This window comes from Catenulispora sp. GAS73 (genome assembly GCF_041262085.1).
GTDB lineage: Bacteria > Actinomycetota > Actinomycetes > Streptomycetales > Catenulisporaceae > Catenulispora.
Genome location: NZ_JBGCCM010000023.1, coordinates 49303 through 65556, shown reverse-complemented (window position 1 = coordinate 65556; position 16254 = coordinate 49303). Strand labels below are relative to the sequence as shown.

Here is a 16254-nt window from a genome sequence, read left to right as displayed (position 1 = left end):
GCAGCCAGGGCTACTTCTTCGCGAGCTTGTCCGCGATCAGCTGGCCGCCGGCGGCGTAGTCCTCGGTGGTGACTTCCTGGAACCAGACGTGGACGGTCTCGGCCGGGGCCTTGTAGACGTCGACCATGACGTCGGTGATGCGGGCGGCCAGTTCGCGCTTCTGCTCGGCGGTCTTGGGCATCTGCTGGATGGTGATGTTCGGCATGGTGGTCTCCTTCGCGGTCTTTCTCGATCCTTCGCTTGCGAGATCAATTCCACCGCAGGTCAGGACTGCGAACCAGACGCGACCGGAACTGGCTGCGATCACGATTCCTGATCGTCGGCCGCGGTGTCGCAGGCCTGCATCAGAAGGCTGAAATGCGGCGTGGGCCGCGAACGGCTGACCACCAAATGCGTCATCAGCCCCAACCCCGGCGGCTCGAACGGCAGGAAGGCGACGCGGCGGTTGCGGATCTGGTCGGCGCGGGCAGCGTACATGACGGTGTAACTGCTGCCGTCGGCGCCGATCGCGGCCAACGTGTCGCCCAGGCGCGTATAAGGCTTCGACGATGTCGGTTCGCACCCAGCCGCGTGGAACGCACCGACGATCAGGTCGACCAGCGCGGGATTGTTCCGACGCTCGGTCAGCCGCAGGCCCAGCGGGGCGAGGGCGGCGAAGGTGGCGTGCGGGGCGTCCGCGATCGGGTGCCGGGCCGGCACCGCGGCGACCACCTCGTCCCGCCACAACGGCACCACCCGCAGGCCGCGGCCCTCGTCGGGCACCGCGCCGCGGACGAACGCGGCGTCCAGGCTGCCGTCGGCGACCCGGTCCAGGCGCTCGGGCGTCGGGCCGGCCATCACCAGCTCGACCGGCAGGTCCGGGGCCAGGCGCAGCAGTTCGTCCAGCACCAGTTCCAGCCGCTCCCCCAGACCGGAGCTGGTGCCGATGCGCAGCGGCGCGGGGCGGGAGCCGGACGCCTCGGCCACTGCGGCGCGGGCCCGGGCCACCGCCGCCAGCACGTCCCGGGCCTGCGGCAGGAGCGCTTCGCCGGCCGGCGTGAGCCGGACGTGGCGCGGGGAACGGTCGAACAGCTCCGCGGCGAGCTCGCGTTCCAGGCGCCGCAGCTGCTGGCTGACGGCTGGCTGACCGATGTGGAGCCGGTCGGCGGCGCGGCCGAAGTGCAGCTCCTCGGCGACGGCGACGAAGTATTCGAGCTGGCGCAGTTCCATGGCGATCAAGGTAGCGTCAGAACAATCCGCGCGGCAGCGATGAGTTCGGCGGGCGGGCGTCGTCCTATCTGGCGAAGACACCGGACGGACCCGGGTCGACACCGGGCCACGAGAGGGCAACCATCATGAGCTACGCCGACGTCAACGGCATCTCGATGTACTACCAGGAGCACGGGGACGCCCCGGTCACCGAGGACAACCCGGCACTGGTGCTGCTGCACGGCGGCCTGCAGAGCTCCGACGACTTCGTCACGATCCTGCCGGCGCTGTCGGCGAACCGCCGCGTCATCACCGCCGACCTGCAGGGCCACGCGCGTACCGCGGACGTGGACCGTCCGATCCGCGTGGAGACGCTCGGCGACGACGTGGCCGCCCTGATCAAGCACCTGGGTCTGGGCCGCGCGGACGTGATGGGCTACTCCTTCGGCGCCGGCACAGCGCTCCGCTGCGCGATCCAGCACCCGGACGCGGTGCGCAGGCTGGTCGTGGTGTCGTTCCCGTTCCGCCAGGACGGCTTCTTCGAGGAGGTCCGCGTCCAGCAGCGCCAGATGTCGCCGCAGTCGGCGGAGTTCATGAAGCAGACCCCGATATGGGACCTCTACCAGCGCACCGCGCCGCGCCCGCAGGACTTCGGGCAGCTGGTCGGCAAGATGGGCGACTGGCTGAAGCAGCCCTTCGACTACTCCGACGAGATCCGCGCGATCCAGGTCCCGACGCAGCTGGTGTTCGCCGACGCCGACATGTACTCGATGCAGCACATCGCCGACTTCTGGGCCCTGCTCGGCGGCGGCCTGCACGACGCGGGCTGGGACGGCGCGGGGCGGCCGGCGGGGCACCGGCTGGCGGTGCTGCCGAACGCTACGCACTACGACGTGTTGGCTTCGCCGGGACTGGTAGGCGTGGTCGAGGGGTTCTTGGCCGGGTGATCCGCGACGCCGAGGGCTTGGCGCCGACTGGGACAGCCGAACGCTCAGGAACCCAACCGCAGCCGCACCATGGCGATCTCGATCAACGCCCACGCCTTCGCCAAACTGTCGGTGATGGCGTGTCCGATCGTCTCCGCGTCGCCGATCAGGCGCGCGGCGCGGTCGGGGTCGCCCGGGAACGCGGCTTCGGCGACCATCGCGAGCGCTCGCGCCTTCCAAGAGTCGTCGGCGATGGTGTGGGCGAGTGTCTCAGCCTCGTCGGGATCGCTCGCTGTCAGTGCTTTCGCGGAGGTGGCGAGGGCCCGGGCCTTCAACCGCGCGTCGGAGATGCTGTGCGCGATCGTCCTGGCCCGCTGCGGATCGCTCGCCTCCACCGCCTCCACGATCATGGTCAACGCCCACGCCTGCGGCCGTGAGGCGGCGATGGAGTGGGCGATCGCCTCGGCGCGTTCGGGGTCGCTCGCGGCCGCCGCCTGCGCGACCTCGGCCAGCGCGAACCCTTTGGACTCGTCGTCGGACAAGGCACCGGCGATCGTCTCGGCTGTCCCGATCAGTGTCGAGGCCCGTTCCGGGTCGCTCGCGGCCAGCGCTGTCGCGATCGTGGTCAGCGCCTGCACGTGCGCCGACGCCTCGATCGACTCGTGGGCGATCGCCTCGGCCTCGCCGAGCAGTTTCCAAGCCCGGCCCGGGTTGTTCGCGGCGATCACCGACGCGACCCTGACCAGGGCGGAGATCTTCGCCGACGCGTCAGCCACGGTGCGGGTGATCGCCACTGCCCGGTTCGGCTCCCTCGCGGCCACCGCTTCGGCGATCGCGGCCAGGGCCCAGCCCTTCGACGATTCGTCGAGGATGGCGCTGGCGATCGCCTGGGCTTCGCCGACCAGTTCCGAGCCCCGGGCGGGATCGCTGACGCAGACCGCTTCGGCGATCATGACCAGGAGCTCGGCCCGCGTCGACTCGTACTTGACCGTGCGAGCGATCATCGTGGCTTCGTCGACCAGCCTGGCGGCCCGGGGGCGGTCGTTCGCGGCCACCGCTTTCGCGATCGCGGCCAGGGTCTCAGCCCTCGACGATGGCGCCACGATCTGGCGGGCCAGGAGCTCGGCGGTGTCCATGGTGCGGTCGGATACTTCAGAGATCCGTCGTTCCGGGAGTTCGACGGTATCCGCGGCGGGGACAGGTACCGAAAGTACTGCCGCCGAGGCGCGTCGAGGACTCAACGCAACACGTGCGGCATCCGCGACTTCCGGGCGGTCGTTCTCCACGACCTTCAGCAGCTCCTCCCGCGCCGCCCGAACCCGGCGGGCGTCGGAGTCGTCCAGCCACTCGGCGAGCACCTCCACGGCAGCCACCCGGATCTTCGGGTACCGGTTCTCCATCGCCGCCCGGAGGTCCTTCGGCAGCGAGGCGGGCTGGACATTGCGCCGCACCACCCTTCGGGACGCGGGGCTACGCAACGGAACGGCCTTGCCCTTGACGTAGGCGGGGTTCGGCGTCAGCGCGAGCCGGTCGCCGGTCGCGGTGCCGCGCTGTTGCGGATCGGGCAGACCGTCGGCGCGCAGCCGGGTCCGCAGGTGCCGGTAGATGTCGCCGAGGCTCAGGTCCGGCCCGGCCTCCGGGCTGCCGGTCCGCAGCAGCTCGATCAGCCGCCCGGTGAACGCGGTGTGGCGCTCGCCGGGCAGGGCCGCGCTCGCCGGCCGGGTGGCCGGGGACGCGGTGAGCGTGTACGTCCCGGCGATGTCCAGCGGCTCCAGCACGTCGGCGTCGCCGAGGATCCGGCCGATCGCCTTGCCGCTGTAGCAGCAGTCCAGGATGACGACCCGGCTGCGGGCCCGCGACTCCAGGAAGACGTCCCGCACCGCGTCGAACGGCAGAGCCGTGAACGCCAGCCGGTCGATGCCGGTGCCGGCCAGGCTCAGGTGCAGCTCGGCCCGGCTCGTCGTGGGGAACCCGTGGCCGGCGTAGTAGAACAGCAGCAGGTCCTCGGCTTCGGCGGCGGCGGTGAGCAGCAGGCTCCCGACCTCCTCGACCCCGGCGCCGTCGGGTGCGACCAGCAGGTGCTCGGGGTCGAAGGCGCCCAAGGCCGGATCGGTCAGCACCTCGGCGAGATCGGCGACGTTGTCGGCGATCGCCGGCTCGTCGGGGATGAGCGCATCGGTATACGACTCGACGCCGACCAGGACGATCCGGGAGCGAGCCGGGTCCACGCGGCGCACGTCGTTCATTCCACCTCGCCGCAGACCTGGCGCACCAGCGCCTCGACGTCGCGGACGCGCTTGGCGTCGATCTCCACCCGGCGTCCGTCCGGGGCGGTCAGCACTATCGTCACGTCGGACCGGCGCGGCTGGGCCAGGAACGCTTTCAGGGACGCGGCCAGCACACTGACCGCACCGCCGCTGCCGACAGCGGCCACCAGCACGTCCGAGGACACCCCCAGCTCACGGGCGACGGGGACCGCCGGGGCCGGCTTCACCAAACCACGGAGCTCATCCTCCTGAGCGAGCCAGTCCGCCAGCTCAGCCAGTTCCTCGGTCGGCTCGCCACCCTGTACCGACAGGTCGATCCGCACGCCACACCCTCCCCGCAAAGGCCTTCTTGTGTGAGTTAAGTATGGTTCGGGTGCTGAGTCCACGTCAGCTACTTGCCCACAGACCGGAAGACTTCCTTCAAAATCACCGGTTCCCCGCCCCGCTTGCCCCACTCGCGCGGATACCCCAACGAGGCCTCCAAGAACGGCACGCCGTCGTAGACCGTCTCGCGCGGGATGTGCAGGTGGCCGTAGACGACCGCCGCCGTGGGGAAGCGGATGTGCCAGTCTGCTGTCAGGTCGGTGCCGCACCACTGCGCGAACACCGGATACCGGAGCACGTCGGTCGGGGTGCGCACCAGCGGGAAGTGGTTCACGAGCACCAGGGGCGCGTCCGGGTCGCACTCCGCGAGCCGCTTCTCCGTCAGGGCCACGCGTTCGCGGCACCAGGCGGCGCGGTCGGTGTGCGGATGCGGGTCGAGCAGGAACTCGTCCGTGCACACCACGCCGGATTCGTACGCCGCGTTCAGGGCTTCCTCGCGGGTCGCCGCCCCCGGCGGGCGCCAGCTGTAGTCGTAGAGCACGAACAGCGGGGCGATGGTCAGGGGCCCGTTCTCGCCTTCCCAGCGCAGGTACGGGTCCTCCGGGGTGGCCACTCCCAGGCCGCGGCACATCTCGACGAGGTAGTCGTAGCGCCGTTGGCCGCGGGCCTGGACCGGGTCCTGCTTCGGCGTCCACAGCTCGTGGTTGCCCGGAGCCCAGATCACCTGCTCGAAGCGGTCGGCGAGATGCCGCAGCGCCCACTCGACGTCGGCGAAGAACTCGCCGACGTCGCCGGCGACGAGCAGCCAGTCCCCCGGTGTGCGGGGCCGCAGCTCCTCCACCAGACGACGGTTCTGCCCATGACCGACATGCAGGTCGCTTGCTGCTAACAGAAGGGGGCCATCGCGCACTGGGCCATGCTCGCAGAGTTCTGCGAACTGCGTCGAGTCCGGGTTGTCGTGCGCGCTACCCGAAGACGTCCGCGAGGTCGTAGGCGGCCGGCACGTCGAGCTGGTCGTACGAGCACGACTTCGGGTCGCGGTCCGGCCGCCAGCGCACGAAGCGGCCGTTGTGCCGGAACCGGTCGCCCTGCAGCTGGTCGTAGTGCACCTCGCACACCAACTCCGGGCGCAGCGCGATGAACGAGACGTCCTTGCCCGCGTTCCAGCGGTTCAAGGTGCCGGGGCGGCGGTGCGCGTCGTCGCCGTCGGCGCCCGACGCTTCGCCTTCGCCTTCGCCTTGGCCTTCGCCGACGGCGTCGAGCCACGGATGCGGCTCACCCTCGGCCGCCACGTACGGCGCGAGCTCGTCGATCAGCTCCTTGCGGCGGGCCATGGTGAAGGCGCTGGAGCCGCCGACGTAGTTCAGCACGCCGTCCTCGCCGTAGAGCCCGAGCATCAGGGATCCGACGATCGGGCCGGTCTTGTGCAGCCGGTAGCCGGCGACGACCACGTCCGCGGTGCGCTCGTGCTTGATCTTCACCATGCTGCGCTCGCCGGGCGTGTAAGGACCCTGCGCCGGCTTGGCGACCACACCGTCCAGCCCCGCGCCCTCGAAGCGCTGGAACCAGGTCGTGGCCAGCAACGGGTCGTCGGTGGCGCGGGTGACGTGCACGTGTTCGTGCTCTGCCACCGACTCCAGCAGCGCGGAGCGGCGGGCGCTGAACGGCTCGCCGGTCAGGTCGCGATCGCCCAGCGCCAGCAGGTCGAAGCCGATGAACGAGGCCGGGGTGCGCTCGGCGAGCAGCTTCACGCGGGAGGCCGCCGGGTGGATGCGGTCGCTGAGGCGGTCGAAGTCCAGCCGGTGGTCCACGACCACCACGATCTCGCCGTCCACGACGCACTTGGCGGGCAGCGCCGCCTTCAGCGACTCGACCAGTTCCGGGAAGTACCGGCTCAGTTCTTTGCCGCCGCGACTGCCGAGGACCACGTGGTCGCCGTCGCGGAAGACGACGCAGCGGTAGCCGTCCCACTTCGGCTCGTAGAGGTAGTCGCCGGTGGGGACCTTGGCCGCGGACTTGGCCAGCATCGGTTCGACCGGGGGCATCACCGGCAGGTCGAGGGCGGGCTGGGCGGCGTCGTCGGTCTTGCCGGCCATATCAGCTCCCTTCTTCCTGGTCGTCGCGGTCGTCGTTGCGGGCCTTGGAGGGCTGCACCCGCTTGGGCTCGCCGGGCATCTTCGAGAAGTCCGGCGGATACGGCAGGTCGCCCAGGCCCCGGTCCTTCTCGTCGCGGTCGGCCATCTCCAGCAGCGCGTCCAGGCTGTGCGCGACGTCGTCGATCTCGGCGTCTGCGTCGCCGTTCTTCGCCAGCAGGTCCGGGACCGTCTTCACCGTGAAGTCGCCGGGTGCCACGTCGCCGAGGTCGGCCCAGCGCACCGGCATCGACACCGGCGCGTCCGGCCGGGCCCGCGTGGAGTAGGGGGCGACGGTCATCCGGTCGCGGGCCATCTGGTTGAAGTCGATGAAGATGCGCTCGCCGCGCTCCTCCTTCCACCAGGACGTGGTCACCAGTTCCGGGCGGCGCCGCTCCAGCTCGCGGGCCAGGGCGATGACGGCGCGGCGGGCCTCGACGAACGTCCAGCGCGGCTCGATGCGGACCAGCAGGTGCAGGCCCCGGCCGCCGGAGGTCTTCACGAAGGGCCGGATGCCGAGCTCCTCGAACAGCGCCTGCGCCTGGCGCGCGACCTCCACCGCCTCGGCGAAGTCGGTGCCGGGCTGCGGGTCCAGGTCGATGCGCAGCTCGTCGGGGTGGTCGGTGTCGTCGTCGCGGACCGGCCAGGCGTGCAGCTCCAGCGTGCCCATCTGCACCGTCCACAGCACGGTGGCCGGTTCGGTGACGCACACCTCGTCACCGGTGCGGCCGCTGGGGAAGGTGACGCGGGCGGTCGAGGCCCAGTCCGGGAAGCCCTTCGGCGCGGACTTGGTGAAGAACGACTTGCCGCCCAGGCCGTCGGGGAAGCGGTTCAGCGCGACGGGGCGCCTGGCCAAGCCGCGGAACAGGCCGTCGGCCACGGTCGCGTAGTAGGTGGCGAGGTCGAGTTTGGTGACGCCGGCGTCGGGGAAAAGAAGTTTGTCCGGTGAGGAGATCCGGACGCTGCGACCCCCGGCTTCCACGTGCGCTTCGGCAGAACCCATAGTCGGCAGGCTACGGCCCGGCGCTGACATGCGCACCCCGGGCGCGTGCGGTGGGGCGTCCGCCCCTCCTTATCCCCGGCCACAACCGCGGGCCTCCAGTCATGTGCATCAGAACAGTGACCCAAGCGCCACTTTCCGCGACCATTTTCAGTAGTGGGACGGGACGCTCCCGGCCCTGGCAACTGGAAACAAAGGTGCGGAAACATGGCGCGGGTGACGGTCGACAAGGAGAACCACCTTCCCGTCGACATCCACTACGAGGACCGGGGCTCCGGCCGGCCGGTCGTGCTCATCCACGGCTGGCCGCTGTCGGCCGGCCAGTGGGAGTTCCAGATCCCCGAGCTGCTGGCGGCCGGGCACCGGGTGGTGGCCTACGACGTCCGCGGGTTCGGGGCCTCGGCCAAGCCGCGCGGCGGCTACGACCCCGACACCCTGGCCGCGGACCTGCACATGCTGCTGGAGCACCTGGACCTGCGGGAGGCCACGCTCGTCGGCTTCTCCTCCGGGGCCTGCACCGCGGTGCGGTACCTGAGCCGGTTCGGGAACCAGCGGGTGACGCGGCTCGCGCTGGTCTCGGCCGCCGGGCCCTACCTGCGCCGCACCGACGCGCACCCCGAGGGTTTCCTGGAGGACGCCAAACTGCGCGAGTACCAGCGCTGCCTGACCGACGACCGAGTCAGCTTCCTGCACCGCTTCGCAACCAGGTTCTTCGAGGTCAGCCGCACCTCGGGGGCACGCCCGGTGATGCCGCAGCCGCTGCACACCCGCGTGGTCATGCTGGCCGCCGCGGCCTCGCACCGCGGCGCGATGGAGACCCTGGGCCAGGCGGCGACCACGGACTTCCGCAACGACCTGCGCGCCATCACCGTCCCGACACTGGTCGTGCACGGCGAGGCGGACGCCGTCCTGCCGGTGGAGGCCACCGGCGCACTCATCGCCGAGGCGGTCTCCGACTCCCGGCTGGTGCGGATGCAAGGTGCGCCGCACGGATTGATCGTCACCCGCGCCGCCGAGTTCAATCGCGAACTGTTGGCGTTCCTGGAGGGGTGACGGGAGCGGGCGGTCCGGTAGTGCCCACACCGGCCGCCCGCAGCCTCACCCTGTGTCTGGCCACAGAGCGGGACTCGGATGGCTCCGATCGCTCCGATCGCTCGGATCGCGCCGATCACCAGGAGACCCGCGCGGCGACGATGGCCACGCTGGTGGCGGTGGTCAGCACTTCGGTGGCCATCAGGCGCGGATGGCCGAGGTAGTGGCTGCGCAACGCGTCCACCTTGCCCTCGAAGAGCGGCGGCCAGCCGGTCGAGGGCGTGAAGTCGTCCATGATGAGCACACCCCCGGGCGCGAGCAGGTTCACGACGCGCTCGGGATCGTCGCGCTTGCCGCCGCCGTCGCAGAAGAACACGTCGAACGGAGCGTGCGCTTCCAGCAGACGCCAGTCGCCGGTCAGGACCGTGACGCGAGGGTCGTCGGCGAAGAGCGCGGCGGCGCGAGCGGCCCGGTCGGGATCACGCTCGACGGTGACCAGGCGGGCGTCCAGGCCGAGGCCGTTGTGCAGCCAGGCGGTACCGACGCCGGTGCCGGTACCGCTCTCGGCGATGACGCCGGCCGGTTTGGTCGCGGCGATGGCGCTCAGCAGGCGGCCCACTTCGGGGATGCAGGACTGGGTGAAGCCCACTTCGGCCGCTGAGCGCTCGGCCTCGGCGACGGTCAGCGGAACGGCTCGACGCATCACGGCCTCCTAACTCCCCGACCCCATCCCGGCGACCAACGCACAGTCGATCTCGTACGCCAGGCTCAGCTCCGCCACCGCCCGCGGGTTCGCCAGCAGCCGGCCGGTCCGCTCCTCCAGGCGCCGCAGGCGGTAGCGGACCGTGTTGGGGTGCACGAACAGGCGCTTCGCCGCCTCGGCCGCCGAGCCGTCGGAGTCCAGCCAGGCCCCGAAGGTGTGCAGCAGCAGGGTGCGGTCCTCGTCGGCGAGCCCGTCGAGGCCGCCGAGGACGGAGTCTGCGACCTGCGGCATGATGTCCGGCGCGCTCGCGGCGGCGGCGGAGAGGGGGTCGCGGCCGAAGACCACGACGGTGCGCCGTTCCTGCGCTCCGCGCATGGCGATGCGGGCCAGGCGCATGGCCTGGGAGGTGGACAGCAGGTGGTCGTAGGGCGGGCTGACGCCGACCCGGCCGGTGCCCTCCGCCGCCAGGGCGGTGACCATCTGGTCGAACTGGTCGGCGGCCCTCGGCAGGTGCGCGACGCCGACTTCGACGTCGTGCATCAGGCGCCAGGCGGAATCGATGCCCATGCCGCCGAGTTCGCGTTCGATGTGCGGCAGGCCGTATTCGCCGGCGTTGGCGACGCGGGCGGCGATGACGACGTAGGGGCCGACCGTCGGCAGCCGAAGCAGTTCGGCGGCCTCCCAGACGTTGGTGTCGTCCAGCCGGCCCTCCAGCAGCGCCTGCACCAGCGCCGCGCGCTGCTGTTCCTCGCGGCGGGCCTGGTAGCGCAGTTCCTCCTTGTACGCCGCGGAGCTCTCGCGGGTGAACGCGTCGAGGGTCTCCATCACCTCCGAGGCCGCGCGCAGCGCCGCCTTCGTGGACAGCCCGACGGAGTCCGCGGTAGACGCCAACTCGTTCCACAGCACGCCGAAGGCGATGCGGTAGCCGTCCATGATGACGGTCAGCGGGATGCCCTCCATCGCGCGGTCGCGGCCGGAGGCGGCAGCCGGACGGGAGTCCGGGGGCATGTAGCGGGTGATCGGCTCGAAGGCGAAGTGGATGTGGTCCTTGATCGTGATGTGGAGCGCGTCGGGCTCGATCATGCCGATGTAGAGCGGGAACTCCTCGGCGACCCGGTTGAGCACCAGGTCCGTCAACTCGTCGGTGCGGGCCAGCATGAGGCTCGCGAGGCGGGCTATCTCGGCGTCTACCGCGGTCCGGGAAGCGATCTGCTGCACACACTCAATGTAGCGAGGGGAACACGGACCGGAAGGGGAATCCGGGTCCTGATCCCCTTCGGCGGTGGTGTGGACGGCTCCTCAGCGCCTGCTCCCCGGCGCCCTTTCCGCAGTATCGACCCTCAGCTCCCGATCTTCTCGAACACCAGGTCGGCGATCGGGCGGCCGTCGCGCAGGCCGCGGCGCTCGTAGCCGGTGAGCGGACGGCCCACGGCCTCGCGCGGGGCGTAGCCGGCGTGGCGGTTGCGAAGGCCGGGGTCGGCCTGGAGGACCTCAAGCATCTGCTCGGCGTACTCGGCCCAGTCGGTCGCACAGTGCAGGACCCCGCCGACTTCCAGCCGGTCCCTGATCAGGGCGACGGTGTCGGGCTGGATGATGCGGCGCTTGCGGTGCTTGGCCTTGGGCCAGGGGTCGGGGAAGAAGACGTGCACGGCGGCCAGCGAACCGGGGGCGATCGAGTCGCGCAGCAGGAACAGCACGTCGCCGCGGGCCACCCGGACGTTCGTCAGGCCGCGCGCCTCGGCCAGCGCGATCAGGTTGCCCAGGCCCGGGGTGTGCACGTCGGCGCCGAGGTAGTCCCGGTCCGGGTCGGCGGCGGCCATCTCGGCGGTCGCCTCCCCCATGCCGCAGCCGATCTCCAGCACCAGCGGGGCGCCGCGGCCGAACAGCGCGGCGCGGTCGAAGGCGGCGTCCGGGGCCACTTCGGGGGTGTGGTAGTCGTGGTGCGGGTCCGGGATGGTGTAGCCGTAGACCGGCCAGAGCCTGGTCAGCGCGTCGGCCTGGGTGGTGCTGGCGCGGCCGCGGCGGGGGTGGAAGGTGCGTATCAAGCCGTGGCGGGCGTGGCGCTCGGGGGTGTGCGGGGCTTGCTCGGCCTGCTGAAGCTGCTGGGTCTGCGTTATCGCGTCCGTCATCACCGGGTCGCCGTGCACCTTGTCCACCCGCCCCAGCTTACCGGTGCGGCGGCCGCGACCTGCGCGGCCGCCGGAGCGGCGGTCAGCGCGGCGTGAGCACGAACAGCGGGATCTGCCGGTCGGTCTTGGTCTGGTAGGTGTCGTAGTCCGGCCAGGTCTGGGTGGCCCGGGCCCACCACTGGGCCTTCTCCTCGCCGGTGGCCTCGTGCGCGAGGTACTGCTTGCGCGTGGCGCCGTCCTGCAGCTCGACCTCGGGGTGCGCGACGATGTTGTGGTACCAGACCGGGTGCGTCGGAGCGCCGCCCATCGAGGCGACCACCGCGTAGGAGCCGTCGTGCTCGACGCGCATCAGCGGCGTCTTGCGGACCTTGCCGGTCTTGGCTCCGGTGGTGGTCAGGATGATGATCGGCCGGCCCTGCATGGTGTTGCCCTCGGCGCCGTCCGTGGACTCGTACAGGTCGACGGTCTCGCGGACGTAGTCACGGGGGCTGGGGGCGTAATCGGAGTCTGTTGCCATGATCCCCAGTGAACTCCAAACCCGGTGACTTGTCTCGGCGGCATGCGGGAGGATCAAGCCATGGCGACGAAGTATCTGTTCTTCTGGGGACACACACCGAAGAAGGCCGGGGTGGTGGGCGCGGAGTGCCTGAGCCAGTGGTACCCGGCGCCGTTCGAGGTGGACGGCGTGCGGTTCGCCACGGCCGAGCACTACATGATGTGGGGCAAGGCTCGGCTGTTCGGGGACGAGCAGGCCGCGGCGAAGATCGTGGCCGCCGGGCATCCGCAGGAGGTGAAGAACCTCGGACGGATGATCACCGGGTTCGACGAGGACGCGTGGGTCGCCGCCCGGCTGGCGATCGTGACGGCGGGGAACGTGGAGAAGTTCCGGCAGAACCCGGACCTGCTGGCGTTCCTGCTGGGGACGAGGGACCGGGTGCTGGTGGAGGCCAGTCCGGTGGACCGGATCTGGGGCATCGGGCTGGCGGCGACCGACGAGAAGGCGCAGGATCCGGCGACGTGGCGCGGGTTGAACCTGCTCGGCGAGGCTTTGATGGCGGCTCGGGAGACGTTGCGGGGCAAGTGATTGACATTGCTGGGTGAGGCTGCGGAGTGGGACGGCTGCGACAGCTGTCCCACTCCGCCGGACCACATCGACTAGGCGTCCCGCATCCGCAGCGTCAGCCCACCGAGCCCGAGCACGCCGAACGCCCACAGCGCCAGCACCCCCAGGCCCTGCCACGGAGACAGCGGCTGGCCGGCCACATCGATCGTGGCCTGCACGTCCAGCCCGGCCTGCATCGGCGCGAGCTGCAGGGCGTGGCGGTGCCAGTCCGGGTTGGAGATCACCTGCGCGAGCACCGGGAACAGGTACAGCAGTCCCAGCACCGCCCCGACGGCGGCCGCCGAATCCCGGAGCAGGGTCGTGACGCCCACGCCGAGCAGCGCGATCAGCACCAGGTAGAGCACGGAGCCGGCGGCGGCGCGCAGGGTCGCGGCGGTGGCCAGGTCGGCGTAGCCGTTGGCCGGGGTGAAGCCGTGGCCCGGGAGCAGCGCCAGGGCGACGAGCGCCGAGGCGAGCACTGCCAGCACCCCAGCCGCCGCGGTGACGGCCGCGACGACCGTGGCCTTGGCCGCCAGGACCACCTCGCGGCGGGGCATCGCGGCGAAGGTCACGCGGATCATCCCGGTGCCGTACTCCTCCCCCACCGCGAGCACCGCCAGCACCGCGACCACCGCCTGCCCGGCCATGACACCGAGCAGGCCGACCTTCGCCGGGTCCTCGCCGCAGCGGGTCCCGTCGCAGGTCACTGTGGCCGCCGAGACTGCGCTGAGCCCGACCGTCAGCAGGAAGGTCGTGGCGAGCAGCCAGGCGGTGCCGGCGACGGTGCGCAGTTTGGTCCATTCGGCGTGCAGCGCGTCGCGGAACGGGTTCACACGTCCCTCCGGCGCAGCTGCCGGTGTGCGACGGCATACGCGGCGGCCGCGTAGAGGCAGAGCACTGCCAGGCCGAGCCACGGCGAGAGCGGGTAGAACCCGTTCGTCGGTGTGTACGACGCCCTGACCTGCGGCCACGCGATCACCGTCTGCTGCACCGCGAAAGCCGCGGCCGGAGTGACGCGGGCCAGCCACTCGGCGGCGCCGGCCGGCAGGACCGAGGCGACGGCCAGCAGGTACGGCAGGATGATCACCACGATCACCGCCGCGACGGCCGCCGCCCCGCGCCGCACGATGGTGGCGACGGCCAGCGCGAACACCGCCGAGACGGCCAGCAGCGCCGCCGTGCCGATCACCATGCGGATCTCGGCCTGGGTCGAGGCGTAGTACACGTACATGCGCTTGCTGTGCTCCACGGCGCGCACCCCGGGGACCGCGATCGCGGCGGCCGCCAGGCCGACCACGAACGACACCCCGCCGAGCACCACGGCCTTGGCCGCGAGCAGCCGGCCGCGCCGCGGGCTGGCCGCCAGCGAGACGCGGATCAGGCCCCGCCGGTACTCCGAGGTCATGGTCAGCGCGGCGACCACGATCACCGCGATCAGCCCGCCGAAGGTGCCGGCCAGGGCGCTCTCGGGGGTCTTGCCCTGGCCCTCGTCCGGCACCGACGGGGCGATGTCGCCGGTTCCGGTGACGGTGAAGCCGCCGCCTGCGCTCGGCACCGCGCCGGCCACGGCCTCGGGTCCCCGTGCGGCGCCGGGACCCCCGTCGCCCGCGGCGGCGCTGCCGATCGCCGGGACGGTCCAGGCTCCGGAGCTCTGTCCGGTCACCGCGATCTGGTCGAAGGTGCCGGTGGCCAGGCTCGGGCCGGTGTTGGTCGCGGAGCCGCCGAAGGAGTTCTTGACGACCGCGAAGTCCGGCGACGTGGCGAACACGCCGACCTCGACGTTCCGCGGCAGGTTCGTCAGCCGCGCGGTGCCGATCTCGGTCCAGGTGGTGCCGTCGGCGGAGTCGTAGCCGGTGAGCGTGTCGCCGGCGCGGGTCAGGCGCAGCCAGCGCGGCGTGGCGGAGCCGACGGTCACGGCGGGACCCGCGGTGTCGTGGGTGTAGTCGTACTGCATCCGCACGCCGTGGGTGCCGGTGGCCAGCACCGCGGCGTAGGCGGAACCGAAGGTGGTTCCGTTCTTGACCAGGATCCCGGCCTTCGACCAGGGCTGGAGTCCGTCGGCCATCCCGGCGGTCGGGTCGGCGGTGGGGTCGGCGGGGCCGCCGCCGCTGGGGAAGTACTTCCCGCCGAACGCGGTCAGCCGGGCCGTGATGCTGCCGTCCCCGGTCAGCGTGCGGTGCACGAACGTGGACTCGTCGTCGACCTCCTGGCCGGTGGCGTCGTGCGGCGGCCCGGTCACGTGGCAGGCGCTGATCGCGGCGCCGTTGACGTGGTCGCAGGCGATCTGGCTGCCCAGCGGGCCGAGCATGCCGAGCCCGACGGTCAGGATCGCGGCCAGCGCCAGCCCGACCACCCAGCCGCGCACCGTGCGCAGCTTGGTCCACTCGGCGCGGACGAGATACAGGAAGCTGTCACGACCGGGCATCACGCCACCTCCCCCGCCGTCGCGGCGCGGAACTCGACCGAGTCGCGGGTCAGGTCCATGTAGGCCTCCTCCAGGGAGGCGCGGTGCGCGGAGACTTCGGCGAACGGCACGGCGCCGGCGCTCAGGACCCTGACGACCTCCTCGGCGGTCAGGCCGTCCACGGTCAGCGTGTCCGGCCCGGTGACCGCGACGGTCCCGCCGGCGTTCGCCAGCGCCGTCGTGGCCTCGGCGCGCGAGGCGGTCCGCAGCACCACGCGACCGCTGGAAGAGCGCGCGATCAGCTCGGCGACGCCGGTGTCGGCGATGACCTTCCCCCGCCCGACCACGACCAGGTGGTCCGCACAGCCCTCCAACTCGCTCATCAGGTGGCTGGACACCAGCACCGCGCGACCTTCGCCGGCCAGCGCCTTCAGGTAGCCGCGGATCCACAGGATGCCCTCGGGGTCCAGGCCGTTGAAGGGCTCGTCGAGCATGACCACCGGCGGGTCGCCGAGCATCGCGGCGGCGATGCCCAGGCGCTGACGCATGCCGAGCGAGTAGCCGCCGGCCTTCCGGCGGATCGCCGAGCCCAAGCCCGACTGCGCGACGACCTCCTCGACGCGCTTGGCGCCCAGGCCCTGCGAGTGCGCCAGCCACAGCAGGTGGCTGCGGGCGCTGCGGCCGGGCTGGAGCGCGGCGGCGTCGAGCAGGGCGCCGATGTGGCCCAGCGGCCTGCGCAGCTTGGCGTAGGGGACGCCGTTGACCAGCGCCCGGCCCTCGTCGGGGGTGTCCAGGCCGAGGACGACGCGCATCGTCGTGGTCTTGCCGGCGCCGTTGGGACCGACGAAGCCGGTGACCTTCCCGGCGGCGACGTCGAAGGACATCCCGTCGAGGGCCGCGGTGGCGCCGAAGCGCTTGCGGAGGGCCTGCACCGCTATGGCGGGCGGCGGGGCGGCGGTCCTGGTTGTCATCGCTGTCATGTCCTGAAGGCTAGAAAACCGGTGGTCAGGGAATCGTCCCGCGTGCGGGGGGTCTCGGGCGTCCCCC

17 protein-coding genes are annotated in these 16254 nt (G+C 71.7%); 3 read left to right on the top strand and 14 right to left on the bottom strand.

The window, feature by feature from the left end; genetic code table 11:
- Positions 1-10: 10 nt before the first annotated feature.
- Positions 11-205, bottom strand: coding sequence for a 4-oxalocrotonate tautomerase family protein (locus tag ABH935_RS31025; protein WP_194916187.1), 195 nt, complete (start codon positions 203-205; stop codon positions 11-13).
- 98 nt (positions 206-303) lie between these two features.
- The gene (locus tag ABH935_RS31020) at positions 304-1209 is read right to left on the bottom strand and encodes a LysR family transcriptional regulator (protein ID WP_370381489.1); all 906 of its coding nucleotides are present in this window, start codon (positions 1207-1209) and stop codon (positions 304-306) included.
- 125 nt (positions 1210-1334) lie between these two features.
- Between ABH935_RS31020 and ABH935_RS31015 the strand changes: the two genes are divergently transcribed.
- Entirely contained in the window at positions 1335-2135 is an 801-nt protein-coding gene (locus ABH935_RS31015; protein ID WP_370381488.1) for an alpha/beta fold hydrolase, read from the top strand.
- 44 nt (positions 2136-2179) lie between these two features.
- Here ABH935_RS31015 and ABH935_RS31010 read toward each other — a convergent pair whose 3' ends face one another.
- From ABH935_RS31010 to ligD, 5 genes are all read right to left on the bottom strand, one after another.
- Positions 2180-4360, bottom strand: a complete 2181-nt coding sequence (locus ABH935_RS31010; protein ID WP_370381487.1) for a caspase domain-containing protein — start codon at positions 4358-4360, stop codon at positions 2180-2182.
- Positions 4357-4704, bottom strand: a complete 348-nt coding sequence (locus ABH935_RS31005) for a hypothetical protein (protein WP_370381486.1) — start codon at positions 4702-4704, stop codon at positions 4357-4359. Before ABH935_RS31005 ends, ABH935_RS31010 begins: the two co-directional genes overlap by 4 nt.
- Positions 4705-4772: 68 nt before the next feature.
- A complete protein-coding gene (locus tag ABH935_RS31000) occupies positions 4773-5615 on the bottom strand; it encodes a metallophosphoesterase (RefSeq protein WP_370381485.1) in 843 nt (280 codons plus the stop codon).
- Positions 5616-5670: 55 nt separating this feature from the next.
- Complete coding sequence (locus ABH935_RS30995) at positions 5671-6801, bottom strand: ATP-dependent DNA ligase (RefSeq protein WP_370381484.1); 1131 nt, start codon at positions 6799-6801, stop codon at positions 5671-5673.
- Position 6802: 1 nt separating this feature from the next.
- On the bottom strand, positions 6803-7840 hold the full coding sequence (ligD, locus tag ABH935_RS30990; protein WP_370381483.1) for a non-homologous end-joining DNA ligase: 1038 nt from the start codon (positions 7838-7840) through the stop codon (positions 6803-6805).
- Positions 7841-8044: 204 nt separating this feature from the next.
- On the opposite strand from ligD, the gene ABH935_RS30985 reads away from it, so the two are divergent.
- Positions 8045-8890 (top strand): alpha/beta fold hydrolase, encoded by an 846-nt coding sequence (locus ABH935_RS30985; RefSeq protein WP_370381482.1) that lies wholly within the window; start codon positions 8045-8047, stop codon positions 8888-8890.
- Between the two features lie 115 nt (positions 8891-9005).
- Here ABH935_RS30985 and ABH935_RS30980 read toward each other — a convergent pair whose 3' ends face one another.
- The 4 genes from ABH935_RS30980 to ABH935_RS30965 all read right to left on the bottom strand — a co-directional run bounded on the left by ABH935_RS30980 (position 9006) and on the right by ABH935_RS30965 (position 12218).
- Positions 9006-9572, bottom strand: a complete 567-nt coding sequence (locus ABH935_RS30980; RefSeq protein WP_370381481.1) for an O-methyltransferase — start codon at positions 9570-9572, stop codon at positions 9006-9008.
- A gap of 9 nt (positions 9573-9581) precedes the next feature.
- Positions 9582-10790, bottom strand: a complete 1209-nt coding sequence (locus ABH935_RS30975) for a helix-turn-helix domain-containing protein (protein ID WP_370381480.1) — start codon at positions 10788-10790, stop codon at positions 9582-9584.
- Positions 10791-10912: 122 nt separating this feature from the next.
- Entirely contained in the window at positions 10913-11728 is an 816-nt protein-coding gene (trmB, locus tag ABH935_RS30970; protein ID WP_370381479.1) for a tRNA (guanosine(46)-N7)-methyltransferase TrmB, read from the bottom strand.
- Positions 11729-11783: 55 nt separating this feature from the next.
- Positions 11784-12218, bottom strand: a complete 435-nt coding sequence (locus tag ABH935_RS30965) for a nitroreductase family deazaflavin-dependent oxidoreductase (protein WP_370381478.1) — start codon at positions 12216-12218, stop codon at positions 11784-11786.
- 60 nt (positions 12219-12278) lie between these two features.
- On the opposite strand from ABH935_RS30965, the gene ABH935_RS30960 reads away from it, so the two are divergent.
- Positions 12279-12785, top strand: coding sequence for an NADAR family protein (locus ABH935_RS30960; protein ID WP_370381477.1), 507 nt, complete (start codon positions 12279-12281; stop codon positions 12783-12785).
- Between the two features lie 71 nt (positions 12786-12856).
- Here the strand turns inward: ABH935_RS30960 and ABH935_RS30955 are convergent, their stop codons facing one another.
- From ABH935_RS30955 to ABH935_RS30945, 3 genes are read right to left on the bottom strand one after another with little or no spacing between them, the layout of a single operon-like run.
- Positions 12857-13636, bottom strand: coding sequence for an ABC transporter permease (locus ABH935_RS30955; RefSeq protein WP_370381476.1), 780 nt, complete (start codon positions 13634-13636; stop codon positions 12857-12859).
- Positions 13633-15228, bottom strand: coding sequence for an ABC transporter permease subunit (locus ABH935_RS30950; RefSeq protein WP_370381475.1), 1596 nt, complete (start codon positions 15226-15228; stop codon positions 13633-13635). The genes ABH935_RS30955 and ABH935_RS30950 overlap by 4 nt, the downstream gene beginning before the upstream one ends.
- Positions 15228-16178 (bottom strand): ATP-binding cassette domain-containing protein, encoded by a 951-nt coding sequence (locus ABH935_RS30945; RefSeq protein WP_370381594.1) that lies wholly within the window; start codon positions 16176-16178, stop codon positions 15228-15230. Before ABH935_RS30945 ends, ABH935_RS30950 begins: the two co-directional genes overlap by 1 nt.
- Positions 16179-16254: the final 76 nt, after the last annotated feature.